A 20,087-nucleotide genomic window follows, 5' to 3' on the forward strand; every position below is an offset into this window, starting at 1 on the left:
TACATTAGAGTAATTAATAGGCTGAATGAACCAACAAAAGCCATAATTAGTTCGTGCACAAACAATTCGAATACGAACTATTTATTAAGCTTTCATGATGTTTCCGAGGCGAAAGTTCGCTCGATAAAAAATATAAGATCAACTCTCAATCTCTACCTAAAAACCAAAGGTCAACCGGCTAAAGTCAGCGAGTTGAAATCAACCTTTTCAACCAAGAATTTTAATACGTCACACCAACTGTGATACTTGCTGCAAACTGTCAATTGTTGATTATCTAAGCTGAACTTCAACTTGTAGAGTGCTCATTGCTGAGCCATTCTTTATAAAAGAAATAAGCATTTCCCCGTGACGAAATAGAGAAAAAGACAAGGAATTCGAATGATAAAAATGTTGGTGTGTGACTTTGACGGTACGCTTGATGGAGGCTCATCTCACGGTGTTAACCAGCTATTTGATTACCTCACAGAACAACCTGATATTCGCTTTATCATCGCGACAGGAAGAACATTACCTTCGATTCGAATGGGTTTAGAATCGGATAACTACCCGAAGCCACACAGTATTATTAGCGATGTGGGCACCAAAATTCATCATGTTCATTCCCAAAAACCAGACCATGTTTGGCATAACCAACTGGAAGCTTCTTGGAACAAATCAAGGGTAGAGACGGCTCTCGCCCCCCTTGATTTTATGGGTGAGCGGATAGAGAACCATCAAGGCGATTACAAGATCACTTTTGAAGGAAAGCTTTCAGAGCCTCAACACGAACTGATTGAATCTAGTTTGGAGATCCACGGATTAGATGTTCACCTTACTTACTCTCATGATTGGTACTTAGATATCACACCAAAAGGCGTTAACAAGGCGACTGCGATTCACCACCTACTCGAACAACACGATTTGAGCGTTGCAGAAGTGTGCGTCGCAGGTGACTCAGCTAACGACACCTCAATGCTCACCATTGAAGGCGTAAACTCGATACTGGTTGCTAACCATTACCCAGAGGTTGCTCACCTATCGGATAGAGACAACGTATACACGAGTAGAGCAACACATGCTGAGGGTGTCTTAGAAGGCCTTAAATACTGGCAAGGACGTGCAGCAGCGGGTAATTAGAAATAAGGACTGCTCCCTACTTGCTATCCTTATTTCCAACCGGGAAGCCAATGATCCTTGTCGGTGAGATCCCGCCAGTTGATGTCTTCCTCACGTTTGGTCATCACCGCTTCTATTAAACAACGAATGACCTCCCCTTCTTCAAACTCGACCTCTGTGACCATGAAGTGTTTTTCTTTCTTTATTGGGCTAACGGCCGTCCATTTACTGCGAAGTAGTTTCTTTGGATTGATTCGATTCATGAGCTTATTTCTCGCTTAGATGTCATTGATTATTATGGGATGTCTAGCCGACATTGAGTAATAGTCTTCATCGCAAGAAAAGGATCAAAAAAAGCCAGCGATTAGGCTGGCTTCATTCAGTTAGCTATTACTTGTTAAAGATTAGCCGTTTTTAGGTGGATCAAATGCCGTGAGTTCTAATACTGGACCTGTGTATTTTTCAATCTTCACAAGCGCAGAGTTTGCAGCACAGCCATTCGCCAAACGAGAAGTCGGGATATCTAACGTAAGCACGTTACAGCCACCGTTTTTACATAGGCCTGTCTCTTTATCTAAATCAGGCCAACCGCCTTCATGGATACATACAGAGCCTTGTTTGATGCCGTCCGTCACTAATGCACCCACCAATACTTGTCCACGACCATTATGTGCACGAACCAAGTCACCCGTTTTAATGCCTCGAGCTTTCGCATCTTCAGGGTGAATTGAAATCGGCTCACGGTCTGCAATCGCATACTCTTCGCGGATCTTCGCGTAGTTGAACTGGCTATGCAGACGGTGCGCGGCGTGCGCTGTCATCAGTTGCAGTTCGCCATCTTTAGCGTTGCCTGTGTACTCTGTTGGTTCTAACCAAGTTGGGTGTGCAGGGCAATCATCTAGTTGGTAACCTTCAATGGTTCTTGAGAATATCTCGAACTTGCCACTTGGTGTACCTAGTGGGTTCATGATTGGGTTCTCACGAAAATCAGCGTAACGAACAAACTGTGCGTTCTTCTCGTTCCACTTCATCTCGATCAACTGATTATCTTCCCAGAACTTGCTGAAGTTAGGCATTACGATACGCTGACCACGACCACCTTGCTGTGCGGTTTTGTAGAAACCATACAGCCATTCCATCTCGGTCTTGCCTTCGGTGTACACATCACGACCACCCGGAGCAAGTAACTCAGACATGTCCGCAAATACATCGAAATCGTTACGAGCTTCACCTTGTGGCTCAACCACTTTCTTCATTGGCACTAAGTGTTGGTTACTGTAGTCACCCGTCATCGTCATATCATTACGTTCAAACGATGTAGTAATTGGCAGAACAATATCCGCGTGCTTAGCTGCTGCTGTCCAGTAAGGTTCTGAGATAACAATCAGCTCAGGCTTTTGCCAAGCTTTGATCAAGCGGTTGGTATCTTGGTGGTGAGTAAAGTTCGCACCGCCTGCCCACCAGATCATTTTGATCTCTGGGAACGTTAGGTTGTGACCATTGTGATGGTAGCTTGAACCCGGGTTTTCTAGCGCTTCAACAATACGCGCTACAGGGAATGCGTTCACAGATCCTGAAACAGCCCAATCGTTACCCGCCGAAGAACCACCGCCAAGTGACGCTGAAATCGCAGGAAGTACGCCTGCATCACGAGCAGGGTTACCACCGTTTGAGTAGTGGTAAGAAAGACCGAAACCACCACCAGGCAAGCCAACTTGACCTAGCATTGTCGCTAGCGTAACCAACATCCAGTGACGTTGTTCACCGTATTGTTGACGCTGCATACCCCAGCCAGACATCAGCATAGTACGGTTCTTACTGAAGATATCCGCAAGTAGCTCAAGCTGCTTCACTGGCACACCACAGATCTCAGACGCCCACTCAGCAGATTTTTCTACGCCGTCTTCCTTACCCATCAAGTAAGCTTCGAATACGTCGTAACCTGTTGTGTATTTACCCAAGAATTCTTTATCGTGCTTGCCCTGTTTCACTAACGTGTGTGCGATACCCATCATCATGGCTACGTCAGTCATTGGGTGAGGAGCAATCCACTCTGCGTTGTCACCAAAAAACTCGATAGTCTCAGAGCGCATTGGGTCAATCGCAATCACTGTCTTGCCCGACTTCTTCAACTGGTGGAAGAACTCAAGACCTGCACAGTCGGTTGAGCTCCAAGCGATCTTCAAGGTGTTAATTGGGTTTAGGCCCCAAAGTACCACCACATCACTGTGCTCAAGGATAACTGGGTAAGTCGTCTGCTGTTCATACACCTCAATCGAACCCACAACGTGCGGCATGATAACTTGCGCAGCACCTGTTGAGTAATCACCTAAGTGACCAGAGTAACCACCAGCCATGCTCATGTAACGTTGTAGAAGCGTTTGCGCTTTGTGCAGAACACCACTTGAACGCCAGCCATAAGAGCCTGCGAATACAGATTCCGCACCGTGCTCTTGACGAATACGTGAGTGTTGTTGGTGAATCAATTTGTACACTTCATCCCAAGAGATACGAACAAATTCATCACTACCACGTACACCTTCAGGTGCAGATGGGTTAGCCAAGTAGCCTTTACGAACCATAGGGTACTTAACACGCGCTTTGGTGTGTACTTGATCAGGGCCTGTGGTCTGCAGGCTATTTGGAACCGTTTGTGCCAGTGCATTCGTCGTCGACACTAACTTGCCATCTTTCACTTCACACAGCATTGGTCCCATACGTCCTGATGTTAGAACACCAGAACCACGTTTGTCCGAAGCAATTGCGCTCATCGGCGTCAAAGATGTGAATGCCAACGCACCAGCTGTAATACCTGTGCCTTTCATAAATCCACGACGTGTCATATTAGTCATAATTTTATCCTTCTAATTCTCTTTAGTGACCAACAACGTCTTTCGCGTGGTTTTGGAAGTACTTAGTCAGCAGCTCAAGGTTTTGCTCAGAAATGTCTGTACGGTCGCCCATACTTTTCGCAACAGGCCCCCAAGCATTCACAGTGAAGTGGTTTGAAGGAATTTTCGCGTGACACGTTGCACAGTAAACGTTGTCCAACTCTTCTGCGTAAGACCAGATTGGGTCTAGTTTATCGACAACTGGAGAAGTGATATCACCCGTTAGCGCAACTGAACGCCACTCGTTACCATAAGCATCTGCTTTATAGTCACCAGTAGTCAGTGCTTCTTGACCTTTGTCTGTCAATGTCGCAACGATTGCACGTTGGCCTTCACCGAAGTAAAGCACTTGCTCTGCACCTTTCATTTGGAATGCATTCAAAGTCACAGTACGGTTGTCGCCTTCAGCCTTAACCACTTGCAGTTCTGCTGTTGGGTTTACACTGCCGAAGTCACCCATTGCGATATCGGTTACTGGGTAAACCACTTTCGCATCTGCTGGCGTGTTTTTCGTAAATGCGATCAGGGTATCGAACGCTTTGCTATCTAGCTGAGCTTCAGGAGCAAAATGTGCAACGCCTTTGTGACAATCGATACACGTTTGGTTATTTTCACGACCATAAGCATGCATTTTTGCTGCATCACGAGATTGCTCGAACTCTTCCATTGCATCGAATTCGTGACAAGAGCGACAAGTCGCTGAGTCATTCTCGCGGAATTGAGCCCAAACTGTCTCAGCCATCTCTTCACGGTGTGCTTCATATTTCTCAGGCGTGTCTATCTTACCTGAAATAAATTCGTGGTAGATGTCTTTGGACGCTCTTACTTTGGTGATCACGTAGTCAATCGGATCAGTTGGAATGTGGCAATCGGCACATTCAGCTCGAATGCCTTTTGCGTTACTGAAGTGTACAGAACCTTGGTATTCTTTGTGGGGTGCTTCCATTGTGTGGCAAGAAACACAAAACTCAGTGCTCGATGTATAGTGCATAACGGCTGCAGTTCCCCCTAAGGTTAACCAGCCAATACCTATACCAACCGCCGCTATTAGTGCGATATAACGTTTTTTTATTGTCATAATTCTTAATCATCTTCAACAATTGGTTACAATTAAGATCAGAATAGTACTTTAGGGGTAGATCAGTTTGATTTGGATCATAAATCGCATTCTGAGGAACAAAAATTGAACCTTTATGAGAACCCAAGGTCACTTCACGAAATTATTCCCCACCAGATACAATCACCCACCAAATAAGAGGCAGCGGTTAAATATTCATTATTGATTAATCCAACATCAACGAGACAAAACGGCTTTCTAAGTCAAAGAAGTAAATTGTAAATCTATTACAATATTGGCTATCTATTTTTCATAAACTCCTCACTCAATGAACCAAACAGAATTCCAACAAAAAATGGCGAGTTTCACCTCGATTGAACAAGCGCTTGATTACTTCGAAATTGGGTTTGATAGCAAGTTCATCAACCAAAATAGAGTCGAGCTTATGAAACGCTTTAATGGTTATCTGATCCTGTCAAAACCCGATGATTGGTTCTCAGGAAGAAGAGCGCTGAAAAACGCTTATTGTAAGGTTCAACGCAGCAAGTTAGATCGCCACACACGTTCAGCCTGTCGTGGGTGTACAACTTGTCAGCGTCGATAGATAGGAAGTACTGCTCAAAGTAGAGAACTAAAAAGTAGATAGTTGAAATAACATCTCATTACGATTTAGTTAGTGGTTTGCTCGAAAAAAAGTGTGCTAGTCTTACGGCAACTCAACTACGAGATAAAAACTACAATGAAAATTTTCAGCAATTTCGAAAGCGGCAACATTCACGTCGTTTCTGCAGATTCACCACAAAACATTCAACTGACGATCCCAGCAGACTACCAAACTGAAATCTCTCAGTGGTTTCACTTCCGCTTAGAAAGTGAAGCTCAACAATCTCACCACTTTGAAATCGGTCAATTGGCAACATCTGCCTACCCTGAAGGCTGGAAAGATTACGATGTAGTTGCATCGTATGACCGTGAAGAGTGGTTCCGTATCCCATCTCAGTTCGATGGCGATACATTAAGCTTCGATATCATCCCTGAACACGATTCAATGTACTTCGCGTACTTCGCGCCGTACTCATACGATCGTCACCAAGATCTTCTGCACAATGCTCAAACGCACCCTGCTTGTAAGCTTGAAACTCTAGGTCAGACGCTAGACAACAACGACATCACTTTGCTAACCATCGGCGAGCCAAGTGAAGAGAAGAAAAACATCTGGGTTATTGGTCGCCAACACCCTGGCGAGACGATGGCTGAATGGCTGATCGAAGGCCTGCTACAACGCCTACTTGATGAAACAGATACGGTTGGTCGCTCTCTTCTAGACAGCGTTGTGTTCAGAGTTGTACCAAACATGAATCCAGATGGCAGCATCCGCGGTCACCTGCGTACTAACGCGATTGGCGTAAACCTGAACCGCGAATGGCAATCACCTTCTATGGAACGCAGCCCAGAGGTATTCCTTGTTCGCGAGCGTATGCTGGAAACGGGCGTTGACCTGTGTCTAGATATTCACGGCGACGAAGCGATTCCATATAACTTTGTAGCAGGTAGCGAAGGCACACCTTCTTACAACGAGCGCATCGCGAAGCTAGAGAGCCACTTCAAGCAAGCACTGCTCACTATCACGCCAGAGTTCCAAGATGAATTTGGTTACGATAAAGACGAACCAGGCAAAGCAAACATGACAGTTGGCACAAACTGGATTGGTGAGCAATTCAAGTGTTTGACTTACACCGTCGAGATGCCATTTAAAGATCACATCAGTCACGCTGACGAACTTTACGGCTGGTCTCCAGAACGAAGTGTCGCGTTTGGTCACGATATGCTAGCCGCAGTTTGGGCTACAGTAGACGAGCTATAAGGCGAACTAAGCTCATTAGCTTTACCTGTATCGCCTTTGGTTTATAAGAATCTGGGCTATAGATAGAACAAAGCCCAGCACTTGTGAAAGTGCTGGGCTTTTTAATATCGGCTTGGATGAGTGAATCTAACTTTAAAAGCTTTCTATGCCACTCTGAGGCTAGCAAAAAACACTGGGTATCTTTGCCTAATGTGGCGTTGTTCAGACACCATATCTTTGAAGCTCGGACCTTGTGATAACTGAACGATCACTTCGTCACCTTCTTGTCGCAATACAGCACCGCTAATATCGATACTGTTGTTGTCATGCAACCTCAAGGTGCCGGCCATTGAAAAGCCACGATAAACCGGAATGATGTTACGCATCATCAGGCGTACACCCTTTTCAGAAACTTCGCTGACATGAAAAAGCTCATCCTTAATTCGCATCACCGGACGAGCCTTTTGAGGGTACTTTAAGCGGTAATATTTGCGTTTCTGGGTGAATGAATCTTCACGCATTGGTGACTCCCTGTCTCTGTTATTTCGGTCAAGCAATAGGCTGTAGCTTCAATTGGTCTCAAATAAACACATTCACCAAATTGATAGCTAATAATTATATCGACTTCCCGAGCTAATGCTTTAGAGATTTATACAGAGAAACACTGATTGCTTAGCATTCAGTAAAAAATGAGAACTGAATCGGAAATGAAAACTAAGATGGAAACGAGAACTAAGCCGGAAATGAACTGAACCAATAGCTAAAAACCCAATTCTTCGCATCGCACCCTAAAGCTGAAACAATGCCAACTGAATGCTGAAGCCCACGAATAGAATCCCACACACAATGTTCATCATTTGCGAGGTGCGCTTTTGAACTAACAAGCGCTTAAAGGTATCCGCCATTAAGATCACAACTAAGAACCACATCGACACCACTGACGCTTGAATTGCACCAAGTATCAAACTGTCTGTCACAATCGCATCTGTTGAAACAAATTGAGGGAATATAGAAAGATAAAACAGGACAATTTTAGGATTCAGTAGATTAGTGAGAAGCCCTTTGAAAAATTGCTTATAAAGCTTACTTCCCGATGCACTGACCACAGAGAGCACGCCCTCTTGAGCGCGCAGCGCCGCACGAAAATGGTTATACCCAAGCCAGACAAGATACAAAACCCCAGCCCACTTTAGCCCTTCAAAGGCCATGGGAGTGTTCGACAGTAATAAGCTTATGCCGTTAGCCGAGATAAAGGCATGAAAAAAGAAACCACATGACACGCCCAACACGTTCACAAATGCGAACAGCTTCCTTTGAGTTAAGGCTGTGCTTAATACCAACAGCGCATTTGGGCCCGGGATAATGGCAATAAAAAACACGATCACGATAAACAGCCAGATACTGTCCCAACTCATTTCGATCTCATTTCATGAACATTTTTAGGGCGGACATTGTACGTCCATTCAGTGCCATTACAATATGATAAACGCTTAATTATCGCGTATAGCTAACAGACATAATTCGCGCGTATAATGAATGTGTTTATCGTCTAACATACAAAACTGATTCTCTAACATTTGTAGCCCTGATAGACTCCACCTCCTTTTTGATACTTGGTTCATTTATGTCATTTGATAGCCTAACCCTTAACGCAAAAACCGTCTCCGCGCTCTCATCTCAATTCAATAAGCCGACAGAGATACAGCAAGCGGTAATTCCTACCATTATTGCGGGGAAAGACGTACTCGCATTGGCTCAAACGGGCAGCGGTAAAACATTGGCGTTCGGCTTACCTTTACTGAATAACATCAACCAAGATGTGAATGAACTGCAAGCACTGATCATTGTTCCAACCCGTGAACTTGCATCTCAAGTGACCAAATCTTTAGAACCGATCGCGACAACGCTCAATATCAAATGGGTAACGCTAACGGGCGGCGTAAATACTGATGATCAACAGCAACAATTATCGACTAAACCACAATTAGCCATCGCCACACCGGGCCGCCTACTTGCTTTAATCAAAAGTGATGAACTGGATATAGCTCGGTGTTCATCATTGGTTCTTGATGAAGCCGACCGCCTGATCGACATGGGATTTTGGCCAGATATTCAAGCGATTACTTCAGCACTACCGAGCAAACGTCAGTCACTGTTGTTCTCTGCGACACTTCCGCCCGAATTAGTAGGTCAGGCTGAAGAGCTTCTTTCAAATCCAGTTAAGGTCACGACACATCAAGAAAACAGCGTGGTCGCGGCTATTGAAGAAACCCTGTATTTAGTGAACAAAGGCAGTAAAGCTCAAGCGCTCATCGCACTACTCAATCAACACACATGGCCGCAAGTATTGGTATTTATTGGCGCAAAAGACAATGCCGATGCATTAACCAAACGATTGAATAAAGCCAAAATCAGTGTGAGTGCGTTACATGGAAATAAGAGCCAAGAAGAACGAGAGCAAGCATTAGAAAGTTTCAAAAATGGCGAGACTCGTGTGCTTATCGCGACAGACGTGATGGCTAGAGGCATTCATATTGATCAATTACCTGTCGTAATTAACTTCGAATTACCTTCTCACTCAGCAACTTACGTACACCGCGTTGGTCGTACAGCAAGAGCAGGAAGTACTGGCTGCGCGGTCTCTCTGGTTAGCCACAGCGAAACTGACTACCTCAATGCGATTCGCACCTTGACCAATAAGCCGTTAGTGCTGCAACCATTAGAGGGTTTCCCGGTTACCGACAAACCTGCATCTGAAACGACCGCTCGCAAGCGTCCACCTAAAGATAAAATGGCCAATCGAAGAACAGCTAAAAAGAAAAGCATTAAGCAATTTAAAAGCAAACCAAATAGCTCTAAGTAACCAGAAATAACTCTAAGTAACCAGAAATAGAATGGTCAGCTCAGTTTGTACTGGGCTTTTTTATATGCAACAAAATACAAATTCACACCCAAAAACTTCCCTAAAGTTGCCAACTTAAATGACACTTTTGTGAATTATGATGCCAACGTATTGATTCTTGGTTGCTCAAAAAAAATACTCTTAAATCACGTTGACGCCCCTATATCTAGCAACTAGATTTTTCTATTAGTGTCTACAACAGGAGGTCATTGAAATGAAACGTGCTAGCTCTACATATCGATTACAACTGATTAAGGAAGTGGCAACTCGCCGAGATCGTCAACGTTCCAATGACCCGATGGCAAACTACATACAAACCCTAATAGATAATAAAGATGATTGTGATACTTCGGTTGAACGCAACCAGAGGTTCAGTGGCAGTCATTTTGATGAGCACATAGGTGGTTGGGTAAGTGACCACTGGGGTAACAAGTAGGACAAAGAGAGTAATCCAACCAGCATAATCGCTGTAGAATTCGTCTCCGAATTAACCTATCATCTGCAACAATTCCCTATCCTAGAGTAAGCAGAAAGTGTCTGAGTTAAAAAGAGAAAAAGAAGTGATGGTTGCCTTCCAAGTGATACCTCGCGTTAAAGAAGGCAACAACTTCGAAGTGGTTGATAAAGCCATTGAAGTTGTGAAAGCTGCCGATGTGCCTTTCCAAGTCGGTGCGATGGAAACTACGATGAAAGGTGAACTCAACCAATTACTCGATATCGTTAAAAAAGCAGAACAAGCTTGCTACGATGCAGGGGCGGTAGAAGTGATCACAAACATTAAGATTCACAGTAAAACCACCGAGGCCGATGATACATTTTGCACGTACCATCGTGGTGTAACGAAAGCGAATCACATGTTTGTTTAATCACATTTTTGTTTCTGAAAACTGAGCTTTAAGAAAGGCTCTGAAGAACCAGTGGTGTTATTGGAAAGGCATGTCTGAGAGGTGAGAAAGGATTTCCATTCGTTCTTCTTCTGACATCGAATGCCAATCACGCGGAGTCTCTTCAGGGTCATCTTTTGCCCCGATCGGTTTTCGGTCAAGTGCTTTGACTGGCTCTTTTTTGATTTTTACGTTCTTTTTATTCATACCGACACCACTCCTTCAGGTACAAAGGTACCTACTTTAATATTACACCCCAACCATTATGTAAAGTAATAGTTACTTCGGAGTTAAATAAAATCTAAATACTTCCTCTTTAGCCAAAAAGATCTCTTTGGGGACTGGTATTTCCCTCTTCATCGACCTGCTTACCAATCAAGTTTTTTTGATTCATTATTTTTCTTCTATAGCGCTGACGACACAGCTTTATCACGTGCAATTGTTCTGACGGTGTCATCGACATCCAATTAAAGCGCTCTTCTCTCTTGCGCATACAACCGTTGCAATAGCCTTTGTCATCGCTTGAACAAACCCCAACGCAAGGGCTTGGAACTTGGAAAAACTCTAACTGCTCCACCATGCCTCCTTACACATTCAAAATTACGCTTACTCTCTCAAAAATAAGCGATTAATTTGTCGCCTGGCTCGTGAAATCCATACTAAACTATGACCTTATACTGACACATATAGTGTTTTGTAAACTATACTTTGAACCCATCAAGTTACACTTATCCGGTAACTTCGTTCTTTCCTTTGGAGCCTTATAATATGAAGTTTAGTTCAAAAAAATTACTAGCAGTAGCCGCTTTACCTATGATGCTAGCAGCATGCACAACAACAGGTGACAACGCGATGCAAGTAACACCAACCGATCTACAGCACCATAATTGGGAACTTGCGCAAATTGATGGCAAGGACATTGTGAAAAGCGAAGACCAAGCAGCTCCTCGTCTAGAGATCGGCGAAAAGATGACTGCAAACGGCATGGCTGGTTGTAACAACTTCTTCGGTCAAGGCGAGCTGAAAGACGGTCAATTCCGTATCAAGCAAATGGGCATGACAATGAAAATGTGTCACGGCTCTGCGATGGAAATCGAACAATCGGTTTCTGCTACTCTAAGCGAGTGGAGCGACGTAACGCTAACAAACGATACGCTAGTACTGAAAAACGATGTACACACGCTAACGTACACAATTCGTGACTGGGTAAACTAATCCGTCATCGAAACCAAATACTGATTAAAGGAGCCTGATGGCTCCTTTTTTATTGTCAGCTTGCCCTCACTACTTCTTCAAAATTGACGCTCATCGCCGACTTTTCGTACCAACCTCCAATAAACCTCAAAAATCTCTCATTTAGATGCAATAAATTCAACGGTTCAGCGGTCTGTTGCTAGGATGGCAAAAGCCTAGAGTCTGTCGAGTTTTCGAGATGATTACGTATCGAACAAAACTCGACCGCGAACTCCCTGCTTATTCTCAAGTAATTGATTGAATTTACTGTTGAATTAGAATTTATTTCAGAAACAGATAGAATAACTATTAGGGCATGTTGATCTTTCGTTAACCACGAAGGGTCAATACGCACTAGGGAGTTCGAAAATACAATGCTCTTGCCCGTTCACTACCAAATGGAAAAGTTTATGAACAAGATAGTAAGTACGTTAGGAATCATGGCAACCGTTGCATACAGCGCAACCATTTATGCTGATGAAGCAACATCCACCGACAGCTGGAACCAAATAGAACAGCAGGCAGAGGGAGAAACTGTCTACTTTCACGCTTGGGGCGGAAGCCAAGAGATCAATCGTTACCTACAGTGGGCAGGCAAGAAATTACAAAGTGACTACGGTGTCACGTTAAAGCATGTGAAAGTGATCGATATTGCGGAAACCACCACTCGACTGCTTGCTGAAAAAGCAGCAGGAAAGAACAGTGAAGGCAGCGTCGATATCGTCTGGATTAATGGCGAGAACTTCCGCTCGATGAAAGACAACGCGCTATTGTTTGGGCCATTTACAGAGTCACTTCCAAATTGGCAGTATGTCGATAAGTCTCTGCCGATTGATGTTGATTTCTCAGAGCCGACAGAAGGCTTGGAAGCACCGTGGGGCGTGGGACAACTTGTGTTCATTCACGATCAAGAGACACTACACAACCCGCCACAATCGTTTTCAGAGATGTTGAGCTACGCTCAAGCTTTCCCAAATCGCTTAAGCTACCCTCGCCCACCAGAATTTCATGGCACGAGCTTCATTAAGTCTCTATTGATTGAACTAACAAACAATAACCCTGCACTGGCTCAGCCGGTTTCAGAAGACAACTTCCAAGAAGTGACGGCACCACTGTGGGCTTACTTAGATAAATTCCATAAAGTGGCTTGGCGCGGTGGCAAACAATTCCCAGCAGGCACATCGGAAAGCATCCAACTTCTGGATGACGGACAGATCGATCTCGCGATTACGTTTAATCCAAACTCTGTTTATTCAGCACAAGCCAGTGGTCGCTTAGCCGAAACCACTAAGGCTTATGCTCTAGAAAGCGGCGCTCTATCTAACATTCACTTCCTTGCGATTCCTTGGAACGCCAATGCAACCGCGGGTGCTCAAGTGACCATTAACTTCTTACTGAGCCCTGAAGCACAGTCTCGCAAGGGGGACCTCAATGTTTGGGGCGATCCTTCGGTTCTGAGCAGCAAGTACCTCACTGGCAGCGCTAAAAACACCCAGCAATTTAAATCGGTTGATGAACCACACCCTAGCTGGCAAAACGCGCTCGAGAAAGAGTGGCTTAAGCGATACGGTAACTAGTCTTCATGCTACGCGCTCTATATTTTGTTGTTATAGCTGTATGCATTATCCCGACCATTCCTGGGGTAGCGGGAGTCGTGGCTTCGTCACTGAGTTTCATCCCGCCCCTTGGTTTAGAGGAGCCGACACTCAACGGTTTTAGCCAAGTCTTTCAATGGGAAGGGGCTTGGCACTCTATTGGCTTAAGCCTAGGTTCAGCAATTGCAAGCAGCTATATAGCCTGCTTCCTGACCTTTTGTATTCTTCAAGCCTCTTGGGGAAACAAGTTTTGGAGAAAGATTGAGTTTACGCTATCGCCAATGCTTGCCATTCCACATGTAGCTTTCGCTATCGGCTTTGCTTTTCTGTTTAGTCCAACGGGGCTTGGCGCAAGAGCGGTACATCACTTGCTCGGCGAATCGGCTACCAGCTCTGAATTGGCGTTATTGGTGAAAGACCCATACGCGTTCGGCTTAATTATTATGCTCGCACTCAAAGAAGTCCCCTTCTTATTGCTGATGAGCATTTCGATACTTCAGCAAATTGATGTAGAGCGTATCACCAAGGTCAGTGCATCGCTCGGTTACAGCCGCGCTCAGATCTGGTGGAAATGTATTTTCCCACAATGGTTTACTAAGCTTCGTTTCCCAATGCTGGCGGTACTCGCTTACAGTGTCTCGGTTGTCGATATTGCTTTGATCATAGGCCCAACCAACCCGCCGACCTTTGCCGTTTTGGTATGGCAATGGTTCAACGATCCGGATCTTAACCTACTTCCGCGAGCTGCTGCTGGTGCCATCGTTTTGTTTGGTTTAGCTTCGTTGATCATCGCCTTGGCGCGTTTAGTTGAATGGGCGGTTCTTAAGTACTTTCGAACTTGGCAGTATTCCGGAAGAACAGGGGCAAACCTTCCGGGGAAAACGGTATTCACTGTCCTTGCTAGCCTTTCACTGCTGATCATTCCTTTAATGGTAATTTGGAGCGTTGCTCAGCGTTGGCGCTTCCCTGATTTACTGCCGAGCCGCTACAGCACGCGCTTCTGGGAGTTCGAGTGGGAAGGCATCATGAGCACCGTTGGTCAAAGCTTATGGATTGGTCTGATTGCTGCTTCAATCGCTTTGTTGCTTGCGCTGGTTGCTCACGAATACAGAATCAAATACAAGTGGCAAGTTCCGGGCTTCATTATCGCTATTCCAATGCTAATACCGCAGCTTTCAGTGTTGTTTGGTATGCAAGTCACGACCCTCTACATCGGCAGTAGTGCCTATGAGTTCTGGGTGATTTGGGCGCATGTTTTCTTTGCTTTCCCGTTTGTGTACCTGTCTTTGGATGGCCCGTGGAAAAGCTTCAATGATGGGTTGATTAAAGCCTCGCTGAGCCTAGGTAAATCGCCATTTCAGAGTTGGTATTCGATCAAACTACCAATCTTGCTTCCTGCGATTGCCTTTGCTTGGGCGGTCGGGATCAGCGTGAGTTTGGCCCAATACCTTCCAACATTAATGCTCGGCGCGGGCCGTATTAGCACGATCACCACAGAAGCCGTTGCACTTACCAGTGGTTTCGACCGCAGGGTGACAGCAATCTATGCCATTTGGCAGGCCCTATTGCCTCTGTTCTTTTTCTCTTTAGCGATATTAGTCAGCCGACTTCAACTGAGATATCGCCGTCTTACTTTTAAAGGTTTCCTAAGTAATGAGTCTGTACCTCAACGACCTCGCCATCCGTAAAACCGATGGAGATTCGCTGTTCTCAGCGCTAAACGTCACATTAGAATCTGGCCAAATACTGGCTTTGATGGGGCCGAGTGGCTGCGGAAAGTCGACCTTACTGGATGCGATTGCTGGTCACTTAAGTGAAGAGTTTTCGTACTCTGGCACCGTTGTGTTGAACAATATTCAGCTCGACGAGCTTCCATCACATCAGCGTGAAGTCGGTATTTTGTTTCAAGATGACTTGTTGTTTCCGCACCTCAAAGTATGGGAAAACTTGGCCTTTTCGTTACCGAACTCTGTTAAAGGTTCCGCTCGCCAAAAACAAGCAATGGCTGCACTAAAAGACATAGAGCTAACTCACTTAGCTGAATCTTTCCCGGATCAAATATCCGGCGGTCAACGCGCAAGAATAAGCTTGACTCGTATGTTGTTAGCCAAGCCTAAACTCGCCCTGCTTGACGAACCGTTCAGCAAGCTAGACCAAGAGTTAAGAGCACAATTTCGCGATTGGGTCTTCGAACAGCTGACCAAAGCGAATATCCCTACATTAATGGTCACGCACGACGAAGCCGATGTACCTCAAGGGGCAGAAGTACTGTCTTGGCCATGGAGAAGTAACCATGCTGGATAAGTACTCCATTAAGGTCATTAAGTGGCCATTAAATCAGTCTGCTAAGTTACTAAACCAATTGGGTATCACGGCCAATCAAACCACGTTATTCGGATTTCTGATTGGGTGTTTAGCGTTTCCAGCGTTGGCATTTCAACAATATGAGTGGGCGTTAGGCTTCATTGTGTTTAATAGAGTATGTGATGGGCTTGATGGAGCCTTGGCTCGAATCCAAGGCATTAGTGATGCGGGTGGTTTCCTCGACATCAGCCTAGATTTCCTATTCTACTCGTTGATCCCTTTTGGATTTGTCATTGCCAACCCAGAACACAACGCCATTGCCGGTGCATTTTTGATCTTCTCTTTTATCGGCACAGGCAGCAGCTTTTTAGCGTTTGCGGTTATGGCAGGCAAGCGAGGCATTGAAAACCCAGTCTATAAGCATAAGTCTCTGTACTACATGTCAGGGCTAACCGAAGGCACTGAAACCATCGCTTGTTTCATCGCGTTTTGTATTTGGCCTCAACACTTTGCGGTTATCGCTTACACCTTTGGTGCAGCTTGTTGGCTAACCACGTTCATGCGTATTTATTTTGGTTTTCAGACACTAAAAAACCAAGCTAGTTAATAAATGAGTTAGTTTCTTGCACCTATAAAAACGCCGCTCATTGTGAGCGGCGTTTTCTATATTAGTATGGATAATGCCCGCTAAATCATGACATCAAGCTTCAGCTGAAGCCGTGATTTTAAACCTCAATACCTTCAGGCTTGAATCAAGGTCGACATCGACAAACTCAGGCGGGTTGTCCAGACGCTCAATGAACTCAACGCTTGGTGCTTCTTCTGCCATCGTCTCAATCAGGAAGTTTGGTGATACTGCTGGTGAGTTCACACACGCAATCACTTCACCGCCTTCAGTTAGAAGTTCAGGCAAACGACGTAAGATTTTTTTGTAATCTTTGGTTAGAGCAAAGCTGCCTTTTTGGAACGAAGGTGGATCGATGATAACGAGCTCGTAAGGACCGCCCTTCTTGATTTTCCCCCACGACTTAAAGATATCGTAGCCAAGGAAGTTAACCGAGCGCATATCGTGTTCATTCAGACGGTGGTTATCGCGACCTTTGTTTAGCGAGCCACGTGACATGTCCACGTTCATGCATTGACGAGCGCCACCAGCGATAGCCGCGACAGAGAAACCACAAGTGTATGCAAACAGGTTAAGAACGTTCTTATCCTTGGCATTATCTTGTACCCACTGACGACCATTACGCATGTCTAGGAACAAACCGAAGTTCTGATTACGGCCAATGTCTAATTGGTACTTAAGGCCATGCTCAACCACAACCGGAGAGTCATTCAACTCACCCCATAGAACCTCTGAAGGCGCACCATCGGCATAACGGTGTTGCAGAACAATGCTTGTGCCCTGCTTTGATTGCCAGATATCTTTGTTGGTGAGTTCAACCAATCCAGCTTTAAGAGATGACAAGAATTCATCGTCGACTTCTTTAAACACGTTAACCAGTAGCTGTCCATCAACCCAGTCACATGTCAGTTGCTCTAGACCAGGCCAAAACTTACCGCGCCCGTGGAAAATACGGCGTAGTTCGTTTGGTACTTCATTAAGTTGCTGTTCAATATGACTAAAAAACAGAGGTAAAGCTGATGCTTCCATTATTTCACTCACTTAGTGTTTAGCTTTGGCCAAGTTAATGACCAAGGTTCAAGCCAACTGTCCAAACCGTTCGACACGGTTTCCTGATGCCACTTCTCACCCAAAGAGTTTAAGCTCCTTGGGTCGCAGACATATTCGTAGGCTTGTGATTGATAGGCAAATCGAATCGCGAAGGCATGTAGATAACCTCTGTCAGCCTCACTCGATGGATTATAAATAGGGTCACCAACAATGGCTGAGCCGATCGACTTCATCGCGACACGGATCTGGTGAGTTCGCCCTGTATAGGGTTTGCATAACAGCAGACGCTCACCGGGTTCAGCCGTTGCTGATAAAAACTGAGTAATCGCAGGGTTCTCTTTGGATGTCAGAAGTTTCCAACTTGAGCGTCGTGAACGCTCCATGTCTCCTGAGATCAAACCTTGCTTTTTCTTTGGCTTCTTAGAGCCAATCGCAAGGTAGTATTTTTCTACTTCACGCTTTGCAAATAGCTGTGAAAGCTCGCTCGCCGCCGACGCATTTTTTGCCAGCAGCAGAATGCCCGAAGTCATTTTATCTAGTCGATGAACGAGATACAGCTTAGGCTCATTAATTGCCTTAGCAACTTCTTGAAGCAACATGGTATCGCCATCGTCTTTGTGGACGCTGACTCCAGGATGCTTATTGATAAGTAAAAAATCAGAGTGGTTCAGAAGAATATCGAACATGTATAGGCTAGCTCCATTGTAGAACGTGGAGTATACCGCGTCTGAACCCAGATTCCAGCTACGAAAAAGCCCAACTCACTCAATAAACATTGAATCATTGGGCTTCTTTTCAACAACTAGCAATCAGTGCTTGGTCTTTACTCGATTACCACACGGCAAATAGAACCAAGTCACCGCTTTACGCCAGTTTAAACTTACCGACTAATGCTTCTAGCTCAGCAACCTTAGCGTTCAAGCCTGATGTGTTTTCAGAGCTTCGAGTCGCCAGTTGCAAAGATTGCTCAGAGATATCACTGATTGCCGTAATGTCCGCTGCAATTTCTTTGGTTACAGCTGTCTGCTCTTCTGCTGCAGTAGCAATAGAGTTGACCATGCTTTGTACATTGCCCGCTCCGCTAACAATCGCTTCCAATGCTGAAACCGCACCTGAACTTTTCTCTACGCCAATCTCAACTAACCGACAGTTATCCTGCGTGTAAGTAACGGCTTCTTGCGTACCAGATTGAATTGATTGAATAATGCCCGATACTTCTTGTGTCGCTTTGGTTGTTCTCTCAGCCAACGCTCTCACTTCATCAGCAACTACAGCAAACCCACGCCCAAACTCGCCTGCACGTGCCGCTTCAATTGCAGCGTTAAGAGCTAACAGGTTAGTTTGCTCAGCAATGTCTTCGATTACCTTGATAACGCTACCAATCTGCTCACCGTGAGAACCTAGAGTATTCATTTGCAACGACATATCGCTCATTTGAGTCGACACTTGTTGAATACTCGCCACCATCTCAACAATCACGTTGCGGCCATCTTCTGCAGAGGTTTCTGAGCGACGTGCTTCTTCATAAGTTGAAGTACCTTGCTGCGCCACTTCAGAAATGGTCAAGCTTAGCTCTTCAGCAGCCGTTGCAATCAAGTTAGCTTTGTCTGCTTGAGCTGATGCACCAGTAACGATGTCTTGGCTAATAGAAGAGAGCTCCCCTGTCACCGATTGGACTTGGTGAGTCACAGACGAGATTGAACCTAATAGGTCTACTAGTGATTTCTGCATCTGGTTAAACGACTTAGCCAGTTCAGCCAATTCATCACCAGAATCATCAATAATGTCGCCTGCCGTTAGGTCACCATTTGCTACACGTCGTGCTACTTGTTCTACACGAGTAAGACGATTGGTAATAGAGCTAGACAATAGATACGCAATCACACAACCAAAGACAATCGCAATAGCAGACAACACCATGATGGTGCGCTCGATGGTAGTAAACGTGTCGGTTAGTGTCAGTAGTGACTGTTCTGTATCTGCGCGCTCACTTGCTGACGCTTGATCCAGTAAGTTCTCAATAGGGATAAGATTGCTCTCATACAAAGATCGTAGCTGTTGAATATTGGCTAGTAGCGCAGCTTCATCATTGATCTTCGGCACAAGCTTTGATTCAAACTCTTGAGTGAAACGCCCCATCAGGTCTTCAATTCGCTGAATACGGCGGTGGTCTTCCGAACCTCTACTCTCCAAACGCTTAGCCTGCTCGATAGCTTGAGCAAATTCGTTCTTATTGGTTCGATAATCGTTCAGCGCGTTATCAACCTGAATGATCGCACCCAGCGCATCTCGGTAGACATCTCCAGCTTCATCTATCAGAACAAGATAGGTAACAGTGCCCGGTACATCGTCCATTCTGATCTCATCAGCACTTCTATGAGCGCCAATAACTTCTATCCATACAATACTGACTAACGTGACAAGCACCGCCAATATAGAGCCAAAACCGGCATACAGTTTCTTTCTCACTGACAATTTCAAACAACACCTACCTAAATCAAAATATAGCTCTAACAGCTATTCGTTCCATTTATATCGGCTATCAGACGGATACCTTCAATGGTTATTTTTCTTAAATAATTAAGTTCCAGACATAAAAAAATGGGAG

At 45.0% G+C, this 20,087-nt stretch carries 21 protein-coding genes; 11 read left to right on the forward strand and 10 right to left on the reverse strand.

Going from position 1 to position 20,087, the window contains the following annotated elements:
• Positions 1–378 precede the first annotated feature (378 nt).
• Complete coding sequence (locus tag AB4138_RS12095; protein ID WP_102321519.1) at positions 379–1,116, forward strand: HAD-IIB family hydrolase; 738 nt, start codon at positions 379–381, stop codon at positions 1,114–1,116.
• Between the two features lie 29 nt (positions 1,117–1,145).
• Here the strand turns inward: AB4138_RS12095 and AB4138_RS12100 are convergent, their stop codons facing one another.
• The 3 genes from AB4138_RS12100 to AB4138_RS12110 all read right to left on the reverse strand — a co-directional run bounded on the left by AB4138_RS12100 (position 1,146) and on the right by AB4138_RS12110 (position 5,064).
• Positions 1,146–1,358: a TIGR02450 family Trp-rich protein gene (locus AB4138_RS12100; protein WP_017071930.1), complete on the reverse strand. Its 213-nt coding sequence runs from the start codon at positions 1,356–1,358 to the stop codon at positions 1,146–1,148.
• Positions 1,359–1,499: 141 nt separating this feature from the next.
• On the reverse strand, positions 1,500–3,947 hold the full coding sequence (locus AB4138_RS12105) for a molybdopterin guanine dinucleotide-containing S/N-oxide reductase (protein WP_017071931.1): 2,448 nt from the start codon (positions 3,945–3,947) through the stop codon (positions 1,500–1,502).
• A 22-nt stretch (positions 3,948–3,969) separates the two neighbouring features.
• The gene (locus AB4138_RS12110) at positions 3,970–5,064 is read right to left on the reverse strand and encodes a NapC/NirT family cytochrome c (RefSeq protein ID WP_017060332.1); all 1,095 of its coding nucleotides are present in this window, start codon (positions 5,062–5,064) and stop codon (positions 3,970–3,972) included.
• Positions 5,065–5,371: 307 nt separating this feature from the next.
• Between AB4138_RS12110 and AB4138_RS12115 the strand changes: the two genes are divergently transcribed.
• Both AB4138_RS12115 and AB4138_RS12120 read left to right on the forward strand, forming a co-directional pair.
• Entirely contained in the window at positions 5,372–5,647 is a 276-nt protein-coding gene (locus tag AB4138_RS12115; RefSeq protein WP_017060331.1) for a nitrogenase-stabilizing/protective protein NifW, read from the forward strand.
• A 135-nt stretch (positions 5,648–5,782) separates the two neighbouring features.
• Positions 5,783–6,907 (forward strand): M14-type cytosolic carboxypeptidase, encoded by a 1,125-nt coding sequence (locus tag AB4138_RS12120; RefSeq protein ID WP_372132426.1) that lies wholly within the window; start codon positions 5,783–5,785, stop codon positions 6,905–6,907.
• 143 nt (positions 6,908–7,050) lie between these two features.
• On the opposite strand, the gene AB4138_RS12125 is transcribed toward AB4138_RS12120, so the two are convergent.
• Together AB4138_RS12125 and AB4138_RS12130 are read right to left on the reverse strand one after the other, a co-directional pair.
• Positions 7,051–7,407, reverse strand: coding sequence for a hypothetical protein (locus tag AB4138_RS12125; RefSeq protein ID WP_017060329.1), 357 nt, complete (start codon positions 7,405–7,407; stop codon positions 7,051–7,053).
• 267 nt (positions 7,408–7,674) lie between these two features.
• Entirely contained in the window at positions 7,675–8,301 is a 627-nt protein-coding gene (locus tag AB4138_RS12130) for a LysE family translocator (protein WP_017060328.1), read from the reverse strand.
• Positions 8,302–8,510: 209 nt separating this feature from the next.
• Here AB4138_RS12130 and AB4138_RS12135 point away from each other — a divergent pair, with 209 nt between their 5' ends.
• From AB4138_RS12135 to AB4138_RS12145, 3 genes are all read left to right on the forward strand, one after another.
• Positions 8,511–9,749, forward strand: a complete 1,239-nt coding sequence (locus AB4138_RS12135) for a DEAD/DEAH box helicase (protein WP_372132421.1) — start codon at positions 8,511–8,513, stop codon at positions 9,747–9,749.
• 253 nt (positions 9,750–10,002) lie between these two features.
• The gene (locus tag AB4138_RS12140; RefSeq protein WP_017057116.1) at positions 10,003–10,224 is read left to right on the forward strand and encodes a hypothetical protein; all 222 of its coding nucleotides are present in this window, start codon (positions 10,003–10,005) and stop codon (positions 10,222–10,224) included.
• Between the two features lie 127 nt (positions 10,225–10,351).
• A complete protein-coding gene (locus AB4138_RS12145; protein ID WP_017065764.1) occupies positions 10,352–10,654 on the forward strand; it encodes a thiamine-binding protein in 303 nt (100 codons plus the stop codon).
• 57 nt (positions 10,655–10,711) lie between these two features.
• Here the strand turns inward: AB4138_RS12145 and AB4138_RS12150 are convergent, their stop codons facing one another.
• Together AB4138_RS12150 and AB4138_RS12155 are read right to left on the reverse strand one after the other, a co-directional pair.
• A complete protein-coding gene (locus tag AB4138_RS12150; protein WP_017060325.1) occupies positions 10,712–10,879 on the reverse strand; it encodes a hypothetical protein in 168 nt (55 codons plus the stop codon).
• A 109-nt stretch (positions 10,880–10,988) separates the two neighbouring features.
• The gene (locus AB4138_RS12155; RefSeq protein ID WP_017060324.1) at positions 10,989–11,252 is read right to left on the reverse strand and encodes a DUF1289 domain-containing protein; all 264 of its coding nucleotides are present in this window, start codon (positions 11,250–11,252) and stop codon (positions 10,989–10,991) included.
• 188 nt (positions 11,253–11,440) lie between these two features.
• Between AB4138_RS12155 and AB4138_RS12160 the strand changes: the two genes are divergently transcribed.
• From AB4138_RS12160 to AB4138_RS12180, 5 genes are all read left to right on the forward strand, one after another.
• On the forward strand, positions 11,441–11,887 hold the full coding sequence (locus tag AB4138_RS12160; protein WP_004734625.1) for an META domain-containing protein: 447 nt from the start codon (positions 11,441–11,443) through the stop codon (positions 11,885–11,887).
• A gap of 428 nt (positions 11,888–12,315) precedes the next feature.
• The gene (locus AB4138_RS12165) at positions 12,316–13,482 is read left to right on the forward strand and encodes an ABC transporter substrate-binding protein (RefSeq protein ID WP_372306208.1); all 1,167 of its coding nucleotides are present in this window, start codon (positions 12,316–12,318) and stop codon (positions 13,480–13,482) included.
• Positions 13,483–13,487: 5 nt separating this feature from the next.
• Positions 13,488–15,188, forward strand: a complete 1,701-nt coding sequence (locus AB4138_RS12170; RefSeq protein ID WP_017065762.1) for an ABC transporter permease — start codon at positions 13,488–13,490, stop codon at positions 15,186–15,188.
• Positions 15,154–15,804 carry an ATP-binding cassette domain-containing protein gene (locus AB4138_RS12175; RefSeq protein WP_017065359.1) on the forward strand — a complete coding sequence of 217 codons (651 nt, stop codon included), beginning with the start codon at positions 15,154–15,156 and terminating at the stop codon, positions 15,802–15,804. The genes AB4138_RS12170 and AB4138_RS12175 overlap by 35 nt, the downstream gene beginning before the upstream one ends.
• A complete protein-coding gene (locus AB4138_RS12180) occupies positions 15,794–16,411 on the forward strand; it encodes a CDP-alcohol phosphatidyltransferase family protein (protein ID WP_017060320.1) in 618 nt (205 codons plus the stop codon). The genes AB4138_RS12175 and AB4138_RS12180 overlap by 11 nt, the downstream gene beginning before the upstream one ends.
• A gap of 93 nt (positions 16,412–16,504) precedes the next feature.
• Here the strand turns inward: AB4138_RS12180 and AB4138_RS12185 are convergent, their stop codons facing one another.
• The 3 genes from AB4138_RS12185 to AB4138_RS12195 form a co-directional block, all read right to left on the reverse strand.
• Positions 16,505–17,458, reverse strand: a complete 954-nt coding sequence (locus AB4138_RS12185) for a class I SAM-dependent methyltransferase (protein ID WP_017068057.1) — start codon at positions 17,456–17,458, stop codon at positions 16,505–16,507.
• 8 nt (positions 17,459–17,466) lie between these two features.
• A complete protein-coding gene (locus AB4138_RS12190; RefSeq protein WP_017060318.1) occupies positions 17,467–18,165 on the reverse strand; it encodes a TIGR01621 family pseudouridine synthase in 699 nt (232 codons plus the stop codon).
• A gap of 178 nt (positions 18,166–18,343) precedes the next feature.
• Positions 18,344–19,960, reverse strand: a complete 1,617-nt coding sequence (locus tag AB4138_RS12195) for a methyl-accepting chemotaxis protein (protein ID WP_372306211.1) — start codon at positions 19,958–19,960, stop codon at positions 18,344–18,346.
• Positions 19,961–20,087: the final 127 nt, after the last annotated feature.

This window comes from Vibrio sp. 10N.286.52.C3 (assembly GCF_041468865.1).
Lineage (GTDB): Bacteria > Pseudomonadota > Gammaproteobacteria > Enterobacterales > Vibrionaceae > Vibrio > Vibrio crassostreae_C.